Genomic DNA, 22,261 nt, shown 5'->3' with positions numbered 1-22,261 from the left:
TATGGGTATAAAAGGTTTGAAAAAATAAGAATTTTACTTCAAAAAAATCAATATATTTGTTGCCAGACGTGATGACTCAACCAATGCTGTTTAGCCAGAGCTAAGAAAACTGTCTAAGGGCGTTCAAAAAATTAGGTCTAAAAACAACCATTAATCAACTAAATGATGAAACAAATTATTTTTTTATTTATTGCTTTTTATGCTAACAGCATAATTGCTCAAATTGTGTCTAAAGATTTGAGTTTTGACTCAAATTCTATTGAAAAGGCATTGAATTTAATACCTGTCGGACAGGAGAAGAATTTTGGTTTTAATACAAGAGAAGAGTTTGCGGAGTCTAAAATTGGCGTCCCTCTGTTAGTTACCAAAATTAACAGTGATGGAAAATTATCAATACAAAATGAATGGCGTATACCGGTTGTTGTCAATAATGAATACAGGCTATTGTTTACGGTCATAAAAAACACAAACGGTGAATTCGAGATTGTCGATCTTGGAGGCTCATCTCTTGCTAAAGAAATTAGCACTATCGTAATTAATGGTAAGAATCCCGATGTATTACTCAGAAGCTATGCTTTTAAAATAGATTTCTTATCCGTAAACGAATTAATTACTGCTTCAGGCCTTCAAAATTGTATCATCCCTTTACAATCTGCCAAAAATTTCTTTTTATCCAATAAAAGAATTTCTATTGAAGATACAATTTCCAGACAAGGGTTAACTAATTTAATGTCAAAATAATCATGAGAAAAACAATACTTTTTTTCGTTCTGTTTTTATCATTATATGATCTAAAAGCACAATATTTAGCCGTACCGCAAGTCATTCAGGAACAAGACCAATGGTGTTGGGCAGGAGTTACAAAATCTATTCTTAATTATTACGGAACTAATGTTTCACAATGTGAAATAGCAGACTACGCTAGACAGGTTATTACATGGCATAATTTCGGTTCGGTAAATTGTTGTACAAATCCTAACTCAGGTTGTAATTATTGGAACTATAACTGGGGAAATTCGGGCAGTATTCAGGATATTTTAGTTCACTTCGGCAATATTCAGAATTATGGATATGCTAATCCTTTGAGTTTGTCTCAAATTTTAACGCAAATTAGCGCAGGCAGGCCATTTGTAGTACGATGGGGCTGGGTTTCCGGTGGAGGACATTTTGTAGTAGGTCACGGGATTAATGGAAGTAATATTTCTTATATGAATCCTTGGTTTGGGGAAGGACATCATATAAGTACCTATAACTGGTTGGTTAGTGATGGAAATCATGATTGGACTCACACTAATATTTTAACAACTAATTTAAGTACTGACGAAAATATGGTTTCTGATTTGGAACTTTTTGTTTATCCAAACCCGGCTCAAAATGAGATTACTGTTAAGGGTACCGAAATCATTGAAGATGTAAAAGTGTATGATGCTACCGGTAAACTGATAAAACATTTGAATTTTATTCCAACAGAAAACAATGTGAGATTTGATGTCTCAAATTACCAAAAAGGACTTTACTTTTTGGAAATTCAATTAGGCGGAAAGAAATGTCTTAAAGAAATCGCCATCGAATAACATCGAATAACATTCTGATAAAAGGGTTTGTGGGAGTAGTGTTTTAAAGTACGGTTGATTTAAAAACCGTCTAACACTTAGATAACCATACATTGCGGCTGATTTTCCACACGGAAATTCAGCCGCAATTTGTTTTCTTAATTGTTTGATAAATGATTCCTCGAAGTCAGGAGACTTTGCTGAGCTATGCCATCATTAATCTATTTTGCTCCATCCTGGTAATTCTAAGGCTTGTTTCAGCCATGAACGTATCAGCTTCTCATCAAAATCTTTATCGTTATGAATATCAATTCTGCGAGCCTTGTATTCTATGGCTCTGTTCCATGGTCCCGCCATTTTTGTCACAGGAGGTTCAGGGTGCAGAAGTGTTCCAGCTATAAATCCAATCCCTACACTGTCCTTGAACGACCAAAGAGCAATCATCCAACCTTTATCTGGCAGTCCGTAAAAAGGCACACCAAGCGGTTGGGAAGGTTTATGCCATTTTGTAGTACATCTAATTTCGGGGATTACTTCTCTTATGAGTTTGTCAATACGTGACACGATTGAACTATGCTCAGGTTTTACTCCATCAATCCAAGCTTGTACATTTTGTTCTCCTATTTGGTTTTCATTTTTCATTTAATAATTATCAAAATGATGGCTAATTTAAAAACTTTATGCGCTCTTGCTCTTGAAAATTTGGCCAATTAATGCAATAGTTGCATAAATACAAATTGGCATAACAATGAAAAACATTGGCAAGGCAAATCCCAAAGCGTTATCTTGTGTAAACTGCAAAATGAAAGTAAAAAGCATAGCAAATAGCAATAGGGTGTAAACAATAGGAATTAATAGTTTTGTATTATTCCTTTTTGCAAAATAAAACAACCCCAGAAAAGCGGGTATCAACATAGGTAAATCCGCTATAATAGTTACCATTTCCCAAACCCTGTCTTCTGCAGGAGAGAGGATGGTAACACGTACACGTCCATAGATGGAAAAGATGGAATAAGCTAGGGTTAGTAAACTGCTTATGAGAATAATTAATCGTTGATTTTTTATGAGGAATTTATTCATGAGCATATAAATTAAATGTTAGTAACTGTTGTTTTGTTCAAATAATCCCAAACTCGTGTTAGTGGGCGTGTACGTATTCCTTCAGCAGTCGCTGTACTCAAGTACAAGTCAGTGCTGTCGGGGATTAATCTATTTTTTACTTTTCTTTATTTCTTTAATATTATATTCCTGAATTAGTGGCGGATTCTCAGGGGTTAGCGTAAAGCTTATTTCTATATCACTATTTTCCCCTTCCAAAATGAATGATCCTCTCAGATTGTTTTCAGGAATAAGTTCTCCCGTTTTAATTATTTTACCGGCTTTATTAAATAAGGAAGTCGCTTCTTTTCTTAAAGAATCAGGGAAATAATCCATAAAAAAGTTCTCTGCAAAAATGGGCTTTGTTTCCGGATCCTTCCATTCAGGCAATAAACTGATTAATTCATTTTTTCTCTGATTTAAAATAGCCGATGCGGGTAATTGACGTGGTTTCAGTTTTGCAAGGGAAATAACTGTGTCTAAAACTTTTAAGTTTATCAGATTCATATTGGCATAAGTAAGATTGCTGAAAGAGATAATCCCTATTCCGTAGTCAGGCATTATTTTCCAATTGCTTCCAAAACCCGGCAATCCGCCACTATGTCCGATATATACGTTGTCGTTGCAGTATTTTTTCCAACCCAAGCCATAACAATAGGCTGCTACCGCAGGGCATATACGATCATAAGGATAAGTGTTTTGAGGATCAAAAGAACCGAGGTTCGAAGGAAACTGCATTTCACGGATAGAGCTTCTTTTTATGGGGCCATTGTCTGTATCATTTCGCGGTGGCCAGGCAGAAAGATGCAATGCAGTATATTTGCCGAAATCTTCGATGGAAGTAATCATACCGCCCATAGCTCCGTAAGTGCCATCGTGTAACATAGGTTGTTCTATCCATTGATCATTGAGCCAACGGTATCCATGCGCGAGTTTATTTGGAGGCACTTTGCTGTATTCAAAATAAGTGTGCAGCATGCCCAGAGGTTCCAGAATATTTTTAGTGATATAGGTTTGATAGGGCAACCCTGAAACCTTTTTAATGATATAGCCCAGCATGGCATAACCCATATTGCTGTATTCATATGTCAAACCCGGGTTATTAGAAAAAGAAATTCCTTTCTTAATCATAGCAATAAATTCTTCATCTGTTTTAGCCATTTGACGGTCTCCCCAAGGATTGTCTTCCGGAAACCCCGCAGCGTGAGTGAGTAAATGGCGAATGGTTATGGGGGAGGCATCCGCAGTCAGATACTTTTGCGCTGCCATTTCGGGAATATATAAATATACCGGATCATCGAGTTTAAGTTTGCCTTCATCCCTGAGTTTTACAATTGCCATAGCTGTAAAACTCTTTGTCATTGAAGCAATCCTGAATTCTGATTTACTATCGGCTGTATTTTTTTGTGTAGTGTTTAAATAACCGAAATTCCCGGTATGGATTAACTTTCCGTTTACTACGAGTCCGTATACCAATCCCGGAAAATGATTTTGTTTGGCATAGTCGCTAAACATTTTGTCAATAACGGGGTAGGTGGCTTCAATATTTTTAACCGTGTTATCCTTGGTTTGCGAATAGATTCTGTTACCAATACTGCTATGAAGAAGTAATGCTGTCATTACAATCTTTAAAAATGTATGGTTCATTTTTTTTTTAGATTAAGGGTTTAAATAAACGATGCTTAACGTTCCGCCGGTTATAAGAAGGAAAGGGCTTCAGTTTGTTTTGCTTCTAAATCAAATATACAAAAAAGGCTTACAATTTCACCTGAAAATCTGCTTACAAAGTCTCCCGAATTTGCATAGCCGGGAAGTTGTTTGTGATTTACAATTGTCATTGTGCCGCTTTATGATAATCAACAACAGTCTTGAAAAACACGGTCATGAACGATTACAAACGTCATAAATAACACGAGTAGGATTGATAACAAATTAATAATTGTGAGCATTATATAATATCTTATCTGAAAAGCATTGGATTTGATACTGATTTTTTTCTCGTAAAATTTAGATGCAATTGGAATCAGTGTTACTAACAATAACGTAATAATCCCCGGATAAAGGCCGGTAATTGTAATGCCAATAAGACTGAGTGCCGCTATTGTAATGATTAGAATCATGGAAACAGAGGTAGCAACTCTAAATATTTTCATTAATCGTTCCGCGTTTTTATGATGAAAAGAGAAATATATTGCAATACCAATAAGACAGAGTGCTGTAACCGAAATAGTTGTAATAATGGATGTGATGGTAATAAATCTAAATGTTTCCACTTTTATTTTCATTTGAATTTATTACTTATTCCATTCAGTTTTTGACAGCACGTTTATTTTTGTCAACAAGTTATTTGAACCTTTTTCATTCGTTATCCGTTACGTCTTGCGTCAAAATTTACCATCCATTCAATGCCGTATTTGTCTCTAAACATGCCAAAATAGGAACCCCAAGGGCTGTCTTCAATTGGTATTTCTACTTGTCCGCCTGCCGAAAGTCCACTAAATAATTTGTCTGCTTCCTCTTTACTTTCTGCACTGATTGAAATTTTGCTTCTGTTTTCGTTTTCGTTTACCCGCCCCATAAATTGCGGAACATCATTTGCCATTAGCATATTACTTTTGCCAATAGGCAGGGCAATGTGCATTATTTTATTTGCTTCACTTTCAGACCACTTATTGTCTGGGTCGCTTGGCAAATCTTTGAAACGGACTATCGAGGCGAATTCGCCACCAAAAACTGATTTGTAAAAATTAAATGCTTCTTCGGCGTTTCCGTTGAAGTTAATGTGAGGATTGATAATTGCCATTTTGTTATATTTTTTTAAGTTGTAAAATTTAATACTGTTCGTTTTACATTGTAATTTGGTGAATGTCACTTTACAAAACCGCTGTTAGCGGCAGATGCTTAATTTACCAGTGTTGAATGATTATTCCCAATTGTTTATCTTTTAAGGCAAATTCCTTTGCGCCCCATGAACGAAGGGTAATTTCTTTGAGGTTTGGATGGAGAAATTCAGGGTATGATTTAGAAACTTTTCTATAGACTTCTTTAATATTTTTGGTTACCAATCTAAATTCAGGACTATGTTCTTTGGCTAGTGCTTCATTTTCAAAAAGATTTATGCGTAATCCATCTTTCTCCAATACACAAAATGGTTGGTCAGATTTTATTTCATCATGCCCGATAGTAAACCCTAAGCAGTCAACAAACATTATCAAGCCATCTGTTATGTCAACATAAAATATATTGGGGACTAATTTTTCAAAATTCATTAACTAAGATTTATAATTATACAATTTGTGCTTAACAATTACCGTCAACATCACGCCGGCTTTGATCTGGAGGTGTTTTTTGTTCTTTAGTTTGTTTTGACGCTAAGTTAAATATGCAAAGACCGTCTCATTATGCTTCAATTCCTACTTGTGCAAAACTGCTGCTAGCTGTGGTTTTTATTTTAATTTATTTATTCCTTTTTTTGATTTTTTTCATCTTTTTCTCCAAAAATGTTTTTTGACAGTCTACTAAAGGTTTTGATTACTTCTGCACTACTAAATCCTGCCAAAAAGCCAATTCCAAAAGATGAAAGTGTTGATGCAGTTGATGGTTGAATATTTGTATCAGCTCCGAGAATAGTTAAAATTCCACCTCGAATTAGGGCAAAAATAACAACTGCTAGGATTGCGGCTCCAAAAGGTCTAAATAAATAATCACCAAGGAATACAAGTTTGAAACCATCTGCTGTAGTGTGTCTTTGGAGATTCATCATTCCAAACGAAATACCCCCAAATGCTCCTCCAATCATAGAGTAAAATGCCATTTTAAGTAAAATTAGTTTTTCATTTTCTATTGGCAAAGTCAAATCTAAATATCTGAATATTGTAAAATTGTCGAATGCTATATCTAGTAATAACCAACCCCAAAAAAATATACTCAAGGTTAAATAAACGGCAATTAGTCCTGGAATTACATATTTTTTCATTTTGATATAGAATTAAGTTAATGAATTCTCCATTTTATGTAAAATTTCTGCTAACTATGAAATATATGTAATACAAAAAATATCCGCTCAAAAAGTTAAATTACATCCGTCAGTTCAATAGTATTGTAAGCCACGCTTTTGGTAATGCCTTGTTAGCGGATGGCTCTATTGCTCTTCAATAATACTACAGTGACTCACTTTGGAAGCGGTTATTTATTGATAATAACCCTAGTTGGAATTGGTCCTGAAACATCGTTTTTATTCCAAGCATTTCTCACATCTTCCTGCACTGTAAAAAATGCATCCCAGTAGTCATCAGAGGCTGCATAAGGACGAATTGCAAACGTAATCATTCCATCGCCCACTTTAATTACATTTACTGATGGAGCAGGCTCCTTTAAAACAAACCTGTTTGCTACAATTGCCTGCATAGCAATACTGCGCGCTTTTTCAATATCGCTGTCCGGAGCTACCGCCATTGTAATATCCACACGCAGATTCCCGTGTCGGGTATAATTAACTATTGTATTATTTGATACGCCGCCGTTAGCAAGTATTACCGTTTTGTTTTCAGGCGTAAGTAAGATAGTGTTGAAAATCTGGATTTCCTGAACACGTCCAGTTTGTCCGCCGGATTCAATTACATCTCCGACTTTAAAAGGCTTAAAAACCAATATTAAAACGCCGCCCGCAAAATTTGCCAGTGATCCCTGCAAAGCCAGACCTACAGCCAGGCCTAATGCACCAATTACAGCAACAAAAGAAGTTGTTTGGATGCCTAACATACCTGCAACGGAAATAAGCAGCAGTATTTTCAACCCAACACTCACTACACTTCCAAGAAAAGATTGAAGAGACACATCGATTTCACGTTTCATTAGGCCTTTTGAAATCAGGCGTGTCACCATGTTGATCAGGTAAAGCCCTATAATAAATACCAGTATTGCACCGATAAGTTTTGGACCGAAGGTTGCAATCCAATCCATGAATTTTGACGAGTAATTATCCAGATTATCCATATTGTGTTATTTATTGCGGTTTATTTAATATATTTTTAATCGAGAGTTGCAACCAATTATTAAACATACGTATGCAAAAAAATATGCCCTTTGAACTCGCGCATTCCTTCTGTGGGCTTATAAATTTTTAAAAAAGGGCTTTAGATATAGATGGGGACTTTTGTCAGTTTTTTATGTAACTAACTCACTATCAAATATAATGATAAAAAAAGACCTACGCAATCGCTAAAGGGATGGTTTTTAAAAAGTTAATTGGATTTAACTAACGTTATTGAGCATCTTTAAAATAAAAAACTACAACTTTTTACGATTGTAGTTTTTATTTAGTCTGTTTGTGAGTACGGATTCCTTCAGCTTTCGCTACGTTCGAGTGGAAATTCGTTCGGTCGGCTTTCTTGTTTCTCATTCATTGTTCTTGTCAGTCCATATTATTTTGAATATGTCAAGACCACTCCGCCTGTCAAAAGTTGTTGTGTTGAAATGAGTGATAAATTCTTAGTAGCAATTCCTGGTCTGAAAAGTGGTCGTCCGCTACCTAAAATGGCCGGTGCAATTCCTATGCGATATTCATCAAAAAGATTGTCATTCATAAAAGTTTCCGAAAGGTTTGCACTACCGAAAACATACATATCTCTACCGCCTTGTTCTTTAAGTTTTTTGATTTCGGCATTGGCATTTTCACTGATAAGTGTAGTGTTGTTCCATTCAGCAGATTTCAATGTTTTAGAGAATACAAGTTTTGGTATTTTATTCATCAGGTCAGCAATTTCTCCTTCTGCCTTCGTCCAATATTCCGCCATGCCCTCATAAGTCACACGACCAAATACGAGGTAGTCTGCAGCATTCAATTGTTCAATGCTTAATTTCTCAAGTTCTTCTCCCCAAATAACATTATGAAAAGATAAATCCCAATTTTGGTTTCCTTCAAAATACCCGTCAAGGGTCATTATGTTCCACATTATAAGTTTTCTCATATTGTTTCTGCTTTAAGTTATCCTTAGTTTTTTGTAGGCTTCTGTTAACGATCCGTTAGTTTTTTGAAGGTAAAGATTTTTGCTGCTGTTGTTACAAATTTATCGAAATTTTGAGAGAAAAAGTTGAGAGAAGAAGACCTGTAATAAGCTTTCTTTTTTGTATCCATAAAAAAAATCACTTATTATTTAATGGATAATAACTGTAAAAATCTAAATCACTAAAGCTATAGCCTTGTTGTCTTGGTATATTCAGTACTACAGCAATCTAAAAAATAGTATATCTGCTTATCAATAAACCTAATTTTGTATTTGTAACAAAAATCAAGTATTTTGTGAAATGATAAAAGTGGGAAGAAAAAAAAATTTGTGAAAAGTTCAAAATAGTAAATTAGCCACAACTATTAATTTAAATTGTAACATTTTATGAAAAAAACTTTACTATTTACTTCTTTTGTCGCATTGTCCGCATTGGTTTCACAAAAAACGTTGGGACAAAACCTTCAAACAATTCCAATTCAAAGTGGTTTTAATGCAGATGTGGTTGCCAATGGTATTGGATCCGCTTCAACGTCAACGAATAGTGATGTTGATGGAGTGAGTTATGCCTTTGTTTCCAGAGACTTTCAAGTAACTTCCGCCAGTACCCCATTAACGTATGGGCTTCCTACAAACGGACTTATTAACAGTGCTGTAAGTTCTCCATCCGGGTTAAACTATCAACTCGCTTCGTATAGCGGAAACAATGCTTTGCGACTTCAAAATACTGATGACTCCGGAACTTTAATCTTTGCCAATCCTTTAGCGGCAGTCAATTTATATATGTTGGCTACAGGAGGAAGTGGTGTCTGTACAGTAAATGTAACTGTTAATTTTGCGGATGCTACAAACCAAACATTCACTAATATCAGTATTGCAGACTGGTATGGTGGAACTAATTTTGCAATACGAGGCATCGGAAGAGTTAATCTTACTAACGATGGTTTAGAATCCGGAAATGGGACCAATCCTAGGCTTTATCAAATTCCGTTAGCCATAGATAGTGCCAATCAATCAAAACAGATACAAAGTATAACTGTTACAAAATCAGGATCTGGAGGAATTCCTAATATCTTTGCTTTTTCAGCGGATGCCTATACCAGTTGTCCAGGGCCTACTAATATAACTTATACATCTACTAATGATGGAGGAATTTTTAACTGGACTGCACCATCCAGTGCACCATCATCCGGTTATCAATATTACTACAATAGTTCTCCAACACCACCAACGGCTGCAACTGTGCCAATGGGTAATATTGCTGCTGGGGTAACCACTCTTGCCCTTACAGGACTTAACCTGGGAGCAACGTATTACCTTTGGGTTAGATCTAATTGTGGAGGGGAACCAGGTTTTTGGCAAATGAAAATGTTTACAACCGGGCAAATGATCACTACTTATACAGGGGGAGATATTACTACTGAATATGCATCTTCACCTACAACAACAAGCGCAAATTCATGTCCAAGTACACTAGCAATAAATGTTCCTGCAGGCTATCAAATTGGATCAACCGATGTTTCTTATACTATGACTACAGCGAGTGACGGTTGGATGAGTGAGCAGAGAAGTCTTTTGGTATGTACTACTAACAATACATCTGAAGCAGCAGTAACCTCTGGAAGCGGAGGTTCTGCTGGAACCTATTCTTATAACAGAACAGGATTAAATATAGCTAATGGTCTTACAGGTAATGTTAATTTTGAACTTAGAGCCTGGAGAACATATGGCGGCTCAGGTTGTAATGCTTCTTACAACAAAGTAGATAATAATACCTGGAAAATAACCGTTACGCTTGTACAAGTGCCTTTATCTACAGCTGAAGTAACAAAACAGCAGGAGATAAGAGTTTATCCAACTCCATTTACTGATATGATTCATTTAGATAAAGCAGCTGAAGTAGAAACTATCGTTCTTTCAGATCTTGCCGGGAAGACGGTAAAAACTATTGCGCAGCCGCAACATGATATTTATTTAGGAGATTTAACAGCTGGTGTTTACTTTCTCAATATGACCATGAAAGATGGTAGTGTGAAAGTCACTAAAGCCATAAAGAAATAAATTTATAAACAAAAAAATGAGGCATTAATTGCCTCATTTTTTCGCTTAAATTTTTGACTTAAGCTCGTATTTATTAAAACCGCTGTTAGGCACAGATTTGTCAATTTTTGTTTATTTTCTTTTATTGTCGGAAACTAAAAAATACATTTCTTTATTTGGGCCTTCAAGTTGCAAAAGATCATCCGTTCTCTCTTTTATATCAAATTGAATTTTATCATCTGCATCATAGGAAAAATACATGGATAGTTTGAAGTTTTCAATCCGACAATAAAGCGGTTTCTTAAATTGGAATTGACGATCTGTTTGTATACTGCCAGATGAATTTATATCAATATAAAAAAGATAGGGATGATTATCAATGATAGTTGACTCCTCACAAATAAAGTCTGTGGTTTTTTGTTCTCCAGGAGCGCCATAAAAAGCTTTAATGGCGTACCAACGTTTGCCAAATATGTAGTCTTTGTCGCTTTGTGCTAAGCATATTAAAGGGAGAATCATTATTATAAATGATATTGTCTTTATTTTCGTATTGTTTTTCATATTCCAATGATTTAGATTATCTTTTTTAAAGGGCTAAGATAGAGTAGAGCTTTTGTGCTTAACTATTAAATATATGTATGAAAAGATATTTCCTTTGACCTCAAGCAATCCTTGTACAGGCTCATTAATTCTTTTGAAAAAGGACTTTAAATATGGATGGAGGCTTTTGTCAGTTTTTATGCAACTAACTCACTATTAAATGTAATGATAAAAAAAGGCTTATACAATCACTAAATCTGGTGATTTTAAAACTGTATCCGAAAGTTTGGTATGGCTTTGATCCGATTGTGTGGATTTACACTTCTCTCCTGTCTTTTCAAATTTCGCTTTCCGGCTTTTGGTATATTTGTAAACATCAGTTTCAAAACCCTCAACCCACGTTGGGGATTTCTATTTTAATATTTCAAAAATAGTTTTAACAGCAACTGACTAAAGTTGCAATTGAATTATAAATTAAACTTAAATGAAGAAAATTTTATTTTTTATCTGCCTTGCCCTATTAATATCCTGTTCAAGTGATAATGATAACGATAATAAAAAACCCGTTTTTACACCTATTTTAAAAAGTGTAGAAACATGGAAATTAATAAGTATTAAAGATGAAGCGGGTAACGAAATAGCCAACGATTGTGAACTTCAAAATGGTAAAATTGTTATAAATGACGATCAAACAATTGAAGATCCTTTTCAGCAAACAATAGCCACCATAACAGAAGGAAAAATTGAAGGTCAAGAATGTTATACAGTAACAACTACCAATATTCATTGGTATGATTTTGGTGGTATATTGAAATGTACTTTTCCGAATAATGGTTACATTTTTGATTACAATTGTACACGTTCATATGATAACAATCATAATGTGTATAAGACGATAACTTTATCCGAGTATCACGGTGATACAGGTGCTTACTATTTTGGTGAGTATCAAAAAACCTATAAATATATCCTGGAAAGTACAGTATATCCGGATTGATAAATTAACCTGCTCCGCAAAGTCTGACTAAGTCGAACCATTTCGTTAGGTTTCCTGACTTTATGTCCTCATTTTTAGAACAAAAACAAAAAGCTACAACTTAGCGTTGTAGCTTTTCTTTTTATTTTACAGATAGTATTGTTGTAAATAGTATTGGTCAAAGTCGGTAGATTTTGCGCAGGTTGGGACAACAATCTTCGTTTACTTTTATATCAAAACAACTTTACCCTTCTATAAATTGTAACGCTTCCTCCAATTGCGCTGTATCAAAATATTTTTCTTCAAAAGCATCATTTACAAGGTGAAGCGCTTTGTTTTCAATTTTGACCACCGACTTGATTACGTCTGATTGGGCCACTACCGCGCAACGGCCTAATTTACCAAAATGCTTAATTCCCCATATTTCGGCTTCCCAAAATGCTTTTAAATCCATATTCTTAAGTAGGGACAGATCTTTAACTTTGATTAATATATTAACGTGTTTGTGGCCTGCATTCAATTTTTCCTCAAAAAGCTGTTCGATCAGTAAAGTGTCAGCCTCTGTAAATCGCCCTGTTAATTCCAAAGCAAGGGCATTGCCTTCAAATGTTTTTATTTGTGTTACCATAATTCCGTTTTTTAAAAAGTTGGGCATTTTGTTCGTGCATAATCTAATTCAAATCAATTTTCAGAACAGTTAAAACTTTTTGTAGGTATGAGCAGGATGCTCACTCCAGCGGGGGGACTAAAGCCAGACATATAAAATAATCTTAAACTTTGTCTAAAGCCCAATTTCTTAAAACTGTTGTTATGCGTTGCTTAATTTTATTTAAGTGGTTCGGCAAGTCCGATTAAAATCCCTTCGGGTCCACGAATGTAACAAAGCCTATAAGAGTCTTGGTACTGAACTACTTCTTCGACAAGTTGTGCGCCGCGTTTGTAAAGTCTGACAAGCGTATCGTCTATGTCGGCAACCGCAAACATAACACGTAAATAGCCTAGGGCATTTACCGGAGCATTGCGATGATCTGCTATTACTTTCGGATTAATGAATCTCGATAACTCCAGTCGGCTGTTTCCGTCTGGTGTAACCATCATGGCTATTTCTACGGATTGATTGCCAAGTCCCGTAACACGGCCAGCCCATTCGCCCTCAATCATTGCTCTTCCTTCCAGCTCCAAGCCGAGTTCAAGGAAAAAAGAAATAGTTTCGTCGAGAGATTCTACCACAATTCCGACATTGTCCATTCGAAGCAAATTATGTTTTGTCATAGTCCAAAATTTATGGTTTAGCGGATTTTCTTTAAGTTGTGTATAACTCAAATGCACATACAATCAAACGCTATCTTTTTGTCAAAGAAAATTTGAGCTAGTACTAAGATAATCATTTGCAATAAAACTCATTAAGAAGAAATCAAAGTTTGTCAACTTTTAGCCATAGCTTACAAGTGTCTATAAAACAAAAAAACTACAACTTTTTGGTGTTGTAGTTTTTTATTTATTCTGTTTGTGAGCAGAAGTAGGGTGCTCACGCCAGCGGGGGATTTTCATAACCTTCTTATTGTTCGCATATTTCTTTCAACTTGTCCAGTGCTTTAGGGTAAGTATCGTTCATATAATCTAAAAAATCTTCTGTGGAGTCTAAGTCAACAGTAACTGTTGTAGTCCCATTGTTTTCTTCGAAGGTATAGTTTTCAAATCCGTTTGCCCATTTTTCAACTTCAGGGCCTTCGGTAATCTCTTTACCTGCGACTAAAATTCCGATGTGTTTGATTGATATAAAATTATTGGGAATGTTTTCTACTATTTCAGAAACCATTCCTCCTTTTTCACCTTTTTCATCTGTACCGATAAAGAGCATTTTGCTACTCTTATCCCAAGATCCTTCATAAGTGGATGTCGGGTTAAAGAGAGCAGTCCACTGTTCGTAATTTGATTTATTGCTAATGCCAAGCATAACATCATAAACCTTAATTACAGGTGCATTAATTTTTACTTTGAATTGAAGTTTTTTCATAAATATAAAGTGTTTGGTTATCGTAATTTTATGAGTAGTCCTTTTCTCTTCACTATATTTTTATAATCCCATTGAATTTCCTTTGATTTAATCAGCCATCTTTTTAAGTCGTCAGTGTTGATATCAGATAGTTTGTTGTAAAAAATTGAAGCGTCTTTGAATTTCTCACCTTTAACATTAAGTCCAACTTCGTCAAAGTCAGCACCGCTCCAAAACATCAGCCTAATTCCCTTTTTCTGTTTGCTGTAACCAACAATCGGGTTGCCGTCTAAAAACCAAACAGGATGTGCGTGCCAAATTTTGCTTTCAGCTTCGGTTAGTTCGCTGTCAATGATATTGGCAAGCAAGTCGCAAATTTCTTTGTCGCCTACTGTTTGTTTGTTGTTAAATGCTTGAATTTCTGAGTTCATAAGCCCATTAGGTGAACCAAACCCCAGTTTGCACGTCATCCCGACTGACGCAAAACCCGTGTTGGCAGCTGTTATAAAATTGTTTTTTTATCTAATTCGATTTGAAGTTGCTTTGTTCTTTCACTGATAATTTCATCAAAGTCGTTGGGGTAAGGTGCTCCTAATAAACCAGGGAGAGTTGGCACTTCAGAACGAAGTATCCCTTCATAAATCCCAACATGTCGTAAATATTTTTGCAATACGTCGCTTAATTTATCGTCAAACTTCGCTAAGTGTCTGTAATTAATAATAATTGATACAATTTCTCGATGATTTTTTATAATGATATTTTCTTCAACATATTGTCCTATTTTTTTTTGTAACTCATCATTTTCATTTCTTTTTTGAAGAATTGCCCTCCAAATTGAGGTGTTTTGTTCTAGCCTAGTCAATATTGGCCAATAGAAGTTTTTTAGTTTTTCTTCCAATACACTTCTCCTAAGCTTTTGTCTATTTAATAATAAATCATAACCTGATTTTAATAAATATCCTATTACCCCAATAAGAGCAGGAAGAATAAGTGTACTTAAAAATTCGGATATAGAGTTACCATTTCCCACCGTTTCTCCATTTTGTGAAATTGCCTTGTATCCAATTAAAAGGAGAAAAAGGCTTGTAGTTATTTTTTTCATATTAGTTCTAGTTATTTAATCAAATTAGGTAATAGCTGCAAACTTGAATATATCTGCAATCAAATTTGTCTTTTATCAAAAAAGAAAATTTTATCTCCCACTAAGATACTAATTTGTAATAAAAATCCTTAAACTGTAATTAAAGTTTTTCAACTTTTAATCATAGCTAACAAGCGTCATTAAAATAAAAAACTACAACTTTTTGGGTTGTAGTTTTTTGTTTATTCTGTTTGTGGGCACAGATTATACCCGAGGCTTTAGCCGAACTGACGAAGTAAATTAGGGCTATCAGGGGTTGGTGGTTCGTTGTCTTTTACATCATTCCTGCACTGGAACCTGACATACAAGCTACAAAATAATTTGTTGCATAAACTCCAAGTAATAACAATAACGGGTCTTTTGATTTATTGTCGTCTGTGATGTTGTATACTATGTCATAATTGTAGTGAAATTCTCTCCAATTAAATTTAGGGTCAAGTTGAATTATTTTTTCTTCTTTTTTATTTTCAATTATGTACTTACCGAAAAAAAACGTATTCAATTTCAAAACATATTCTTCACCATCTTGGTATGAAATAACAATTTCACCACGCCAATTCATTACTAGTTTTGCAATTTCAGTTCCGTTTTGTGTTACGTTAATACTTGTCTGAAAAAGGCCAACGGGTTTTATTTCAAATACATCTGAACTTGTCAGTTTAATTTCAGCATTTAGAAAAAACAAATTTTCATAAATGAGTTCTCCTAATTGTTGTCCGTTTTCAGTCAACTGAAAGGTTTTTTTGTCTGTCGATTGAGCTTTCATTTATTTGATATTTATTCTTAAAAATTTTCTTTTGCCAGTGTTTGTTTTACATTGACCGCCTACTTGAATATATATAGAATCAAACTCTATGGTTTTATCAAAAAGAAAATTTGATCTTGTACTAAGATACTAATTTGTCATAAAACTCCTTAAGCGCAATTAAAATTTATCGACTTTTAATCATAGCTCGCAAACATCTTTAAAATAAAAAACTACAACTTTTACGGTTGTAGTTTTTTATTTATTCTGTTTGTGGGCACGGATTCTTTCGGCTACCTGCTCCGCAAAATCTCCTGACTTTGCATGCTCATTCATATTACAAAAACAAAAGCTACAACTTAATGTGTAGCTTTTTGTTCTATTTTAAAGTTATTATTGCAAACATTATTACTCAAAGTCAGGTGACTTTGCGTAGCGAGGATTTTTTTTTGTAGTAAGTGTATTAAAAAACGCTCTTAATTTTTAGAGAATAATGAAATTGCATACATAATCCAATCCTTTTCTTTTGCAACTTTATACATAGGTTCAATGCCTACGAATTCATATTTGGATTTCTCCTCGTACTTAGTGGTTGTGGATCGGATAGTGTATTTTCCGCATGGGGTTTGTCCAGTCATTACATTTCCATAACCAATATAACCACCTGAATTATCACCAATTGTAATTACTTTATCGCTTTGTAAAAAATACAAAATCATACCTTCAGCGGCACTTGCCGTACCCCGGTCAAACAAAAGTGCTATTTTTTTAGGATAGGTTGTTGAGGTCTCTAACGTCCAAGTGTCATTTCCTTTTTCAGAGTAGGAAATAAAAGTGAAAGGTTTGGCTTTTTTCATTCGTTCGATAAGTTCCGCATTTCCATCGGATGCTATTTCTTCATATCGTTTGATGTTTTCCGGAGAAACCCATACCAATGCAGCATCGATTTTCAAAGGTCGCGTATAGGCATAAGGCAATAAATTCAAATACGATTTTTCGCTACCGCCACCATTGTTTCTAAGATCAATTATCAAATAGGGTTTGGCTTGAATGGGCTTGTCTATGCCGTTGTAAAAGGAGTTGAGTTGGTCGGTAAGCTTGTGGTCAAACGAACTTAAACGTAAGTAATTGACTGAATCATTTACGGTTTTAAATTCATATTCCTTTTCGTTGGAGGTAGAACCGGTATTTATTTTCGAAAATCCGAAGTTTGTAATCTGCCCGTTTTCGATTTTAAGATTCTTGAATATTCGGTTAGTATTAAACCCCAAAAGACCAACATTGTAATTGACATCAAACCTTTGCACTTCTTTTTGAGTGAGTTCTAACAATACGTGGCCTACATCTAACAGTTTGTTTTTTTTCAGTACCACACCTTGGTATTGATTGAGAGTATTTTCTTTTTTGATGATTCCGAAAACAATTTTTCCTCCATCGCTGTAAATCCCTTCGATATCGGATGTTTTTTTGGCACGCAACAATGGGATCAATTGAACAGTATCGATACTTGTTTTTTCAAATTGCAGGTAATTTTTTGAAGATTTAAAATTGGCAATGAGTTCTGGCGTACTTAAGTCGGTTCGTTTCATTTGGAAACCAATATCACTGTGATGGTCTTTTAATAACGAAACATACTGGTCAAGATAAACAATACAACGATCGCTGTCTTTTTCAAGTTTTGTTGCCGTTTTTAACTTTTCAGATTCCTTACGGTATTTTTTATAGTCTTTTGGATTGTTTTTAATTTTCTGAAAAGCAGGATTGTTGTTTTCAAAATAGGTTATTACATGCGACAATTCAGACGAACAATCACAATTTTGTCCAAAAAGGTAAACTGTAACAAACAAAAACCCAAGGGTAGTAAAAATTCTCATCATGTAGACTTTTTTTAATTATTATAAAATTGATTTTGTCACCTACTTCAAAATTACGCAATTTTAGCATCTAATTATTTGATCGCGAGGTTGTTTGAAAGCCATTGAATATTTATAGATGAATTTTATGTATTTTTCAGTTGTTCTCTAAGAACAAAATTCTGCTGCTCAAAGTCTGACTACGTCGAACCACTTCGTTAGGTTTCCTGATTTTGCGTGCTCATTTCTAGAACAAAAACAAAAAGCTACAGCGTTAAGTTGTAACTTTTGTTTTTATTTCACAGTTAGTATTGTTGTAAACATTATTGCACAAAGTTGGGAGACTTTGCGCAGCGGGGCTTTCTACGGTTGTAGTTTTTTATTTCTTCTGATTGTGGGCACGGATTCCTTCGGCTGTCGCTATGCTCGAGTGCACCCGAGGCTTTAGCCGAACTGACGAAGTAAATGCTCGCTATCGGGGTACTTTAAAAACAAAAAAACATTCAGTGTTTTTCACTATCTTTAGAATAGTTAAAATAAATTTAAAGCTTATGAAATATTTACTTACATTTTTCGCGCTTTTGCTTACATCAACTGCATTTTGCCAGGGGCAGTTTCAGAAAGAATCTGTAGGTTCCCTTACTTATGTGTCCGGACATGTAATGCAACTTGCAAAGGCTATTCCGGCTGAAAAGTATTCTTATTCACCCGGGAAAGGGGTTCGGTCTGTTGCCGAGGTCTGCAGCCATATTATTTCATCGAATTATTTTTTTGCATCGAAGCTAGGTGCTAAAATCCCTGCAGATGTGAAAATGGAAACTCTTGAAAAAGACCTCAAAACAAAAGACGCTATTGAAAAGGAATTGAAAAGATCCTATGATGTAATAATCGAAACGATCAAAAATACAAAGGATAGTGCTTTGGCGAATAAGATCGTGTTTCCATTCCCCGGTGAATTTACCAACATGAGTGCAATTTTGATTGTTCTGGGGCACTCGAATGAACATCTCGGACAATTAATTGCTTATGCTCGAGTGAACGGAATAACACCTCCTTGGAGCGAATCAAAATAATCCTCGCTCCGCAAAGTCTCTTGGCTTTGTGGAAGCATTTGTCAAACAAATGTAAAAAGCCACAACGTTAAGTCGTGGCTTTTATGTTTATCGCTTTTTGGTATTATTGATAAAAATCTTTGCGTAAAGTCGGGAAACCTAACAAAGTGGTTCGACGTAGTCAGACTTTGCGCAGCGGGCGTTGTTAGTTGCTAGTTTTATCTAAATTTTTCAGTTTAAACTTCTTCAATTTTAAACCCTTTTTTTCTTGCCAAATCAACAATATTTTCAATATTTCCCTTTCCCCATTCTGTCGAAACTACAAACTTCACATTATCACTGCTTGTCAAAATATCTTCATTTCCGGTAAAGTGTCTTTTGTTTGATTTATTAGCATATTTTGTTTCAACCAATTCAAGTTTATTAATTACACCAGTTGAACCTTGATATTCATCTCGAAAAACATTTTTAAGACTTCTAAAATCTAAAGGGTTTTCTTTCAAGAAAGCTCTAATAAATTCTAAAACAAATCTGTTTTTTGCAAGTTTTGTTCCCATTCCATTGATAATGTATCTTGTATGGTCTTTAGTGTTTTTACTTTCAAATTGTTTGTAGATATTTTCTTGAATTTTTGGTATCCCATTTTCAGTTGTATTTTTCGCTGTAATGTTTACTGATAAACCTTGCAGCACGTTGTCGATTATTTCTCCATCGTATTTATTTAGAAAGTCCAGCTTGATTAATTCTAAAACTTTCAATTCGTAATCGGGCGATAAAATTTTCTCCCACAATATTTTTTGCTCAGTTCCTCTGTTGATTTTGTCAAGTGAATTTTGCGTAAATATTTTCAATGAATCATAACTAAAATTCTCTTTACTAAATAGCTCCACAAATTTCACCCCTTTTTCACTTTCTTTTTCAAATTCAATAGTTTCAAGTAAAACTGGGTCTTCGTGTTCTGTTAAATCTCCATCATAAAAAATTTGGATTTCTTGACCAATTAAAACACCATATTCAAGTTTTAATTGACGCATGTAAGAAAATAATTGTTGCTGAAATTTAGTATTCAACTGTATGTTTGGTTGTTTGATTTCAATTACGAATAAGTTTCTTTTTTCTGGCGAATTGATAACTATGTCAGGCGTGATTCTATTTGATGCACCAATATGAAAAGAAGGACGAATTTGAAAATCCCCTGAATATGCCTTCCAATTCAAAACTCTTAAAGCTTGAATTATATTTTGTTCAAAATCACTTTCGCTAATTGCAGTCACTATACTTTCAGATAGCAAAAAGCATATTTCTTCCCATTTTTCTTTATTCATCTTAATGTTTTTTACGTTTGCAGTCAACTAGATTATAGTTACAATACACCTCTCTTTAAAGAAAGTAATAAGTAAGATTTGTCCTTTGTACTAAAATAGTAATAGATGATAAATGTTTAAAATTTTTGTTAAAATTTTTTATAACTACATGATTTATTTGTGTTATATATGTAAATGCTGTAGCGTGTAACCGTCTTTACAATAAAAAACTACAACTTTTTACGGTTGTAGTTTTTTATTTATTTTGTTTGTTGGGACGAGCATCCTGCTCGCGCGAGCGTAAGGGGAATTATTGTTTTTTAATAATTTTTCTTGAGTTTGAATAATTTTTGTTTGAAATAGTTATAGTATAAACACCTTTTGTTAATGTTGTAATATCGACTTCAGTTATATTTTCAGAGTTTAACTCAAAAACTTTTCTTCCACTTATATCATGGATGATTACTTTAGAAACTATTTCATTTGAATTGGACCTGAATTTCAATAAATTTTCAGTTGGATTTGGATAGATTTCAAAATCTGTAAACTGAAAATTTTCACTATTTAAAGTGCCAGTAGCTAATTTAGTTACCCAAAAACCTCTACCGTTGCTTTCAAAGCAGTCATCGTTGGAGTTGCCCGATTTTCCAACAGCAATAAATTCATTTGTACCAACCTCAACTACGTCGCTTAAATGGTCATATCCGAAGAAACTACTTCCGACAGTTTTTTGCCATTGTAATACGCCATTATTATTTATTTTTATAATCCAGCCATTCTCAACACTATATTGACCAAGATTGACAGTTACTTGACCATCGGAAGAGTATGATGAGCCTACAACAATATAACCACCATCCACAGTTTGTTTTATAGATAAGGCTTTGTCATGTTCAGTGCCACCATAAGAGTTTTTCCATTGTAGGTTGCCGTTAGAATCAATTTTAATCACCCAAAAATCGGTAGCTCCTTGAGGGTTATCGCCACTATTGCCCCTACCAATAAGTACATACCCGCCGTCAGTTGTTTTGATAATTTTATGTGGAGTACTGAAATAATTTGAGCCTGAATAATTGGGACCAAAACATTTTGTCCATATAATATTACCAGAGTTGTTACACTTTACAACCCAAAAATCTGATTCACAAGTAGAAGGGTTCCTACAAATTACTTGGCCAGTATAAGAAAATGCCTCTCCCAATACGACATAGCTACCATCTTGGTTTACAACTGATGACATGCCATAATCATTTCTAGGGCCTCCATATATTTTGCTAAATATTATGTTGCCATTAATGTCGAGTTTAAGTACCCAATAATCATCATATCCAAAACTTGAACCTACATGCCCATCGGCAGATCGAGAACTGCCTGTTACAAGGTATCCACCTGTACTAATCTCACAGACACTTTTTGCATAATCTTCATTTGTACCCCCATATCGTTTTTCCCAGATCACATTGCCTAAACTATCAATTTTAACGATCCAAAAATCAGTTAGTGTTGAACCAGGTTGATAAGGTAAACTCGTATGTCCTGTAAAAATGTACCCACCATCGCTAGTTTGCTTTATTTCTTTGATTTCATCTAGTCCTTGAGTTCCATAACATTTAGACCATTCTAATTCATACAAAGAATTTAGTTTAACTATAAATCCATCCCGACTGCCGTGAAAATCCACTGCTTCAGAATGTGAGTTTTCGGCTATGCCTGCAATAACGTAGCCTCCATCAGAAGTCTTTAATATTGATGTTGCTTCACCGCTATTTCCTCCGTAATATTTCCTCCAAACTATATTTGGTACTTGGGAATTTACAATTGGTGTAACTAAAAGTAATAGTAATAAGATTTTAAATTTATTCATCTTTTCTTTTTTTATTATATCATATTGTATTGTCCTAAAATAGCTTGTAACTCGTTTATATATTCAATAAATCCCTCTTTTTAGAAACGAAAAG

The 22,261-nt window shown here is 34.5% G+C and carries 23 protein-coding genes; 5 read left to right on the top strand and 18 right to left on the bottom strand.

Going from position 1 to position 22,261, the window contains the following annotated elements; translation table 11 throughout:
• Window positions 1-162: 162 nt before the first annotated feature.
• Together FEDK69T_RS12050 and FEDK69T_RS12045 are read left to right on the top strand one after the other, a co-directional pair.
• Window positions 163-741 carry a hypothetical protein gene (locus tag FEDK69T_RS12050; RefSeq protein WP_035629519.1) on the top strand — a complete coding sequence of 193 codons (579 nt, stop codon included), beginning with the start codon at window positions 163-165 and terminating at the stop codon, window positions 739-741.
• 2 nt (window positions 742-743) lie between these two features.
• Window positions 744-1,574, top strand: coding sequence for a T9SS type A sorting domain-containing protein (locus FEDK69T_RS12045; RefSeq protein WP_023574448.1), 831 nt, complete (start codon window positions 744-746; stop codon window positions 1,572-1,574).
• Between the two features lie 195 nt (window positions 1,575-1,769).
• Here the strand turns inward: FEDK69T_RS12045 and FEDK69T_RS12040 are convergent, their stop codons facing one another.
• The 8 genes from FEDK69T_RS12040 to FEDK69T_RS12000 form a co-directional block, all read right to left on the bottom strand.
• Window positions 1,770-2,117, bottom strand: a complete 348-nt coding sequence (locus FEDK69T_RS12040; RefSeq protein ID WP_162147250.1) for a DUF1801 domain-containing protein — start codon at window positions 2,115-2,117, stop codon at window positions 1,770-1,772.
• A gap of 114 nt (window positions 2,118-2,231) precedes the next feature.
• Window positions 2,232-2,633, bottom strand: a complete 402-nt coding sequence (locus FEDK69T_RS12035) for a hypothetical protein (protein WP_131494721.1) — start codon at window positions 2,631-2,633, stop codon at window positions 2,232-2,234.
• A 129-nt stretch (window positions 2,634-2,762) separates the two neighbouring features.
• On the bottom strand, window positions 2,763-4,298 hold the full coding sequence (locus FEDK69T_RS12030; protein WP_023574445.1) for a serine hydrolase domain-containing protein: 1,536 nt from the start codon (window positions 4,296-4,298) through the stop codon (window positions 2,763-2,765).
• Between the two features lie 718 nt (window positions 4,299-5,016).
• Window positions 5,017-5,454 (bottom strand): VOC family protein, encoded by a 438-nt coding sequence (locus tag FEDK69T_RS12020; RefSeq protein ID WP_035629721.1) that lies wholly within the window; start codon window positions 5,452-5,454, stop codon window positions 5,017-5,019.
• Between the two features lie 103 nt (window positions 5,455-5,557).
• Complete coding sequence (locus tag FEDK69T_RS12015) at window positions 5,558-5,920, bottom strand: VOC family protein (RefSeq protein WP_035629526.1); 363 nt, start codon at window positions 5,918-5,920, stop codon at window positions 5,558-5,560.
• A gap of 191 nt (window positions 5,921-6,111) precedes the next feature.
• Window positions 6,112-6,627: a hypothetical protein gene (locus FEDK69T_RS12010; protein ID WP_035629527.1), complete on the bottom strand. Its 516-nt coding sequence runs from the start codon at window positions 6,625-6,627 to the stop codon at window positions 6,112-6,114.
• Window positions 6,628-6,836: 209 nt separating this feature from the next.
• The gene (locus FEDK69T_RS12005; RefSeq protein WP_023574439.1) at window positions 6,837-7,646 is read right to left on the bottom strand and encodes a mechanosensitive ion channel family protein; all 810 of its coding nucleotides are present in this window, start codon (window positions 7,644-7,646) and stop codon (window positions 6,837-6,839) included.
• Between the two features lie 428 nt (window positions 7,647-8,074).
• A complete protein-coding gene (locus tag FEDK69T_RS12000; protein ID WP_035629530.1) occupies window positions 8,075-8,620 on the bottom strand; it encodes a dihydrofolate reductase family protein in 546 nt (181 codons plus the stop codon).
• Between the two features lie 423 nt (window positions 8,621-9,043).
• Here FEDK69T_RS12000 and FEDK69T_RS11995 point away from each other — a divergent pair, with 423 nt between their 5' ends.
• Window positions 9,044-10,717, top strand: a complete 1,674-nt coding sequence (locus FEDK69T_RS11995; protein ID WP_023574436.1) for a T9SS type A sorting domain-containing protein — start codon at window positions 9,044-9,046, stop codon at window positions 10,715-10,717.
• Between the two features lie 111 nt (window positions 10,718-10,828).
• Here the strand turns inward: FEDK69T_RS11995 and FEDK69T_RS11990 are convergent, their stop codons facing one another.
• Entirely contained in the window at window positions 10,829-11,257 is a 429-nt protein-coding gene (locus FEDK69T_RS11990; protein ID WP_035629533.1) for a hypothetical protein, read from the bottom strand.
• 463 nt (window positions 11,258-11,720) lie between these two features.
• Between FEDK69T_RS11990 and FEDK69T_RS11985 the strand changes: the two genes are divergently transcribed.
• Window positions 11,721-12,233: a hypothetical protein gene (locus FEDK69T_RS11985; RefSeq protein ID WP_023574434.1), complete on the top strand. Its 513-nt coding sequence runs from the start codon at window positions 11,721-11,723 to the stop codon at window positions 12,231-12,233.
• A 223-nt stretch (window positions 12,234-12,456) separates the two neighbouring features.
• Here FEDK69T_RS11985 and FEDK69T_RS11980 read toward each other — a convergent pair whose 3' ends face one another.
• The 7 genes from FEDK69T_RS11980 to FEDK69T_RS11950 all read right to left on the bottom strand — a co-directional run bounded on the left by FEDK69T_RS11980 (window position 12,457) and on the right by FEDK69T_RS11950 (window position 17,971).
• Complete coding sequence (locus FEDK69T_RS11980) at window positions 12,457-12,840, bottom strand: SpoIIAA family protein (RefSeq protein WP_023574432.1); 384 nt, start codon at window positions 12,838-12,840, stop codon at window positions 12,457-12,459.
• Window positions 12,841-13,037: 197 nt separating this feature from the next.
• Window positions 13,038-13,484, bottom strand: a complete 447-nt coding sequence (locus FEDK69T_RS11975; RefSeq protein WP_023574431.1) for a VOC family protein — start codon at window positions 13,482-13,484, stop codon at window positions 13,038-13,040.
• Window positions 13,485-13,770: 286 nt separating this feature from the next.
• Window positions 13,771-14,229: an SRPBCC family protein gene (locus FEDK69T_RS11970; protein WP_023574430.1), complete on the bottom strand. Its 459-nt coding sequence runs from the start codon at window positions 14,227-14,229 to the stop codon at window positions 13,771-13,773.
• 17 nt (window positions 14,230-14,246) lie between these two features.
• Window positions 14,247-14,639: a DUF1801 domain-containing protein gene (locus tag FEDK69T_RS11965; protein WP_023574429.1), complete on the bottom strand. Its 393-nt coding sequence runs from the start codon at window positions 14,637-14,639 to the stop codon at window positions 14,247-14,249.
• A 71-nt stretch (window positions 14,640-14,710) separates the two neighbouring features.
• Window positions 14,711-15,310 (bottom strand): hypothetical protein, encoded by a 600-nt coding sequence (locus tag FEDK69T_RS11960; RefSeq protein WP_023574428.1) that lies wholly within the window; start codon window positions 15,308-15,310, stop codon window positions 14,711-14,713.
• A 313-nt stretch (window positions 15,311-15,623) separates the two neighbouring features.
• Window positions 15,624-16,115 (bottom strand): hypothetical protein, encoded by a 492-nt coding sequence (locus FEDK69T_RS11955; protein WP_023574427.1) that lies wholly within the window; start codon window positions 16,113-16,115, stop codon window positions 15,624-15,626.
• 455 nt (window positions 16,116-16,570) lie between these two features.
• On the bottom strand, window positions 16,571-17,971 hold the full coding sequence (locus FEDK69T_RS11950; RefSeq protein WP_023574426.1) for a S41 family peptidase: 1,401 nt from the start codon (window positions 17,969-17,971) through the stop codon (window positions 16,571-16,573).
• A 527-nt stretch (window positions 17,972-18,498) separates the two neighbouring features.
• On the opposite strand from FEDK69T_RS11950, the gene FEDK69T_RS11945 reads away from it, so the two are divergent.
• Window positions 18,499-19,020: a DinB family protein gene (locus tag FEDK69T_RS11945; RefSeq protein WP_051385135.1), complete on the top strand. Its 522-nt coding sequence runs from the start codon at window positions 18,499-18,501 to the stop codon at window positions 19,018-19,020.
• 215 nt (window positions 19,021-19,235) lie between these two features.
• Here FEDK69T_RS11945 and FEDK69T_RS11940 read toward each other — a convergent pair whose 3' ends face one another.
• Both FEDK69T_RS11940 and FEDK69T_RS11935 read right to left on the bottom strand, forming a co-directional pair.
• On the bottom strand, window positions 19,236-20,324 hold the full coding sequence (locus FEDK69T_RS11940) for a type I restriction enzyme HsdR N-terminal domain-containing protein (RefSeq protein WP_023574424.1): 1,089 nt from the start codon (window positions 20,322-20,324) through the stop codon (window positions 19,236-19,238).
• Window positions 20,325-20,613: 289 nt separating this feature from the next.
• A complete protein-coding gene (locus FEDK69T_RS11935) occupies window positions 20,614-22,167 on the bottom strand; it encodes a T9SS type A sorting domain-containing protein (RefSeq protein ID WP_023574423.1) in 1,554 nt (517 codons plus the stop codon).
• Window positions 22,168-22,261: the final 94 nt, after the last annotated feature.

The sequence above is a fragment of the Flavobacterium enshiense DK69 genome (assembly GCF_000498495.1).
Classification (GTDB): domain Bacteria; phylum Bacteroidota; class Bacteroidia; order Flavobacteriales; family Flavobacteriaceae; genus Flavobacterium; species Flavobacterium enshiense.
This window is presented reverse-complemented; position numbering and strand designations above follow the sequence as displayed.

Bases quoted from the DNA above. Each gene is read 5' to 3' on its own strand.
- FEDK69T_RS12030 (WP_023574445.1), bottom strand. From the start codon at position 4,298: ATGAACCATACATTTTTAAAGATTGTAATGACAGCATTACTTCTTCAT.
- FEDK69T_RS11990 (WP_035629533.1), bottom strand. From the start codon at position 11,257: ATGAAAAACAATACGAAAATAAAGACAATATCATTTATAATAATGATT.
- FEDK69T_RS12010 (WP_035629527.1), bottom strand. From the start codon at position 6,627: ATGAAAAAATATGTAATTCCAGGACTAATTGCCGTTTATTTAACCTTG.
- FEDK69T_RS11975 (WP_023574431.1), bottom strand. From the start codon at position 13,484: ATGACAAAACATAATTTGCTTCGAATGGACAATGTCGGAATTGTGGTA.
- FEDK69T_RS11950 (WP_023574426.1), bottom strand. From the start codon at position 17,971: ATGATGAGAATTTTTACTACCCTTGGGTTTTTGTTTGTTACAGTTTAC.
- FEDK69T_RS11935 (WP_023574423.1), bottom strand. From the start codon at position 22,167: ATGAATAAATTTAAAATCTTATTACTATTACTTTTAGTTACACCAATT.
- FEDK69T_RS11965 (WP_023574429.1), bottom strand. From the start codon at position 14,639: ATGAACTCAGAAATTCAAGCATTTAACAACAAACAAACAGTAGGCGAC.
- FEDK69T_RS11995 (WP_023574436.1), top strand. From the start codon at position 9,044: ATGAAAAAAACTTTACTATTTACTTCTTTTGTCGCATTGTCCGCATTG.
- FEDK69T_RS12005 (WP_023574439.1), bottom strand. From the start codon at position 7,646: ATGGATAATCTGGATAATTACTCGTCAAAATTCATGGATTGGATTGCA.
- FEDK69T_RS11970 (WP_023574430.1), bottom strand. From the start codon at position 14,229: ATGAAAAAACTTCAATTCAAAGTAAAAATTAATGCACCTGTAATTAAG.
- FEDK69T_RS12045 (WP_023574448.1), top strand. From the start codon at position 744: ATGAGAAAAACAATACTTTTTTTCGTTCTGTTTTTATCATTATATGAT.
- FEDK69T_RS12050 (WP_035629519.1), top strand. From the start codon at position 163: ATGATGAAACAAATTATTTTTTTATTTATTGCTTTTTATGCTAACAGC.
- FEDK69T_RS11980 (WP_023574432.1), bottom strand. From the start codon at position 12,840: ATGGTAACACAAATAAAAACATTTGAAGGCAATGCCCTTGCTTTGGAA.
- FEDK69T_RS12020 (WP_035629721.1), bottom strand. From the start codon at position 5,454: ATGGCAATTATCAATCCTCACATTAACTTCAACGGAAACGCCGAAGAA.
- FEDK69T_RS12015 (WP_035629526.1), bottom strand. From the start codon at position 5,920: ATGAATTTTGAAAAATTAGTCCCCAATATATTTTATGTTGACATAACA.
- FEDK69T_RS11945 (WP_051385135.1), top strand. From the start codon at position 18,499: ATGAAATATTTACTTACATTTTTCGCGCTTTTGCTTACATCAACTGCA.
- FEDK69T_RS11985 (WP_023574434.1), top strand. From the start codon at position 11,721: ATGAAGAAAATTTTATTTTTTATCTGCCTTGCCCTATTAATATCCTGT.
- FEDK69T_RS11940 (WP_023574424.1), bottom strand. From the start codon at position 20,324: ATGAATAAAGAAAAATGGGAAGAAATATGCTTTTTGCTATCTGAAAGT.
- FEDK69T_RS11960 (WP_023574428.1), bottom strand. From the start codon at position 15,310: ATGAAAAAAATAACTACAAGCCTTTTTCTCCTTTTAATTGGATACAAG.
- FEDK69T_RS12035 (WP_131494721.1), bottom strand. From the start codon at position 2,633: ATGAATAAATTCCTCATAAAAAATCAACGATTAATTATTCTCATAAGC.
- FEDK69T_RS12000 (WP_035629530.1), bottom strand. From the start codon at position 8,620: ATGAGAAAACTTATAATGTGGAACATAATGACCCTTGACGGGTATTTT.
- FEDK69T_RS11955 (WP_023574427.1), bottom strand. From the start codon at position 16,115: ATGAAAGCTCAATCGACAGACAAAAAAACCTTTCAGTTGACTGAAAAC.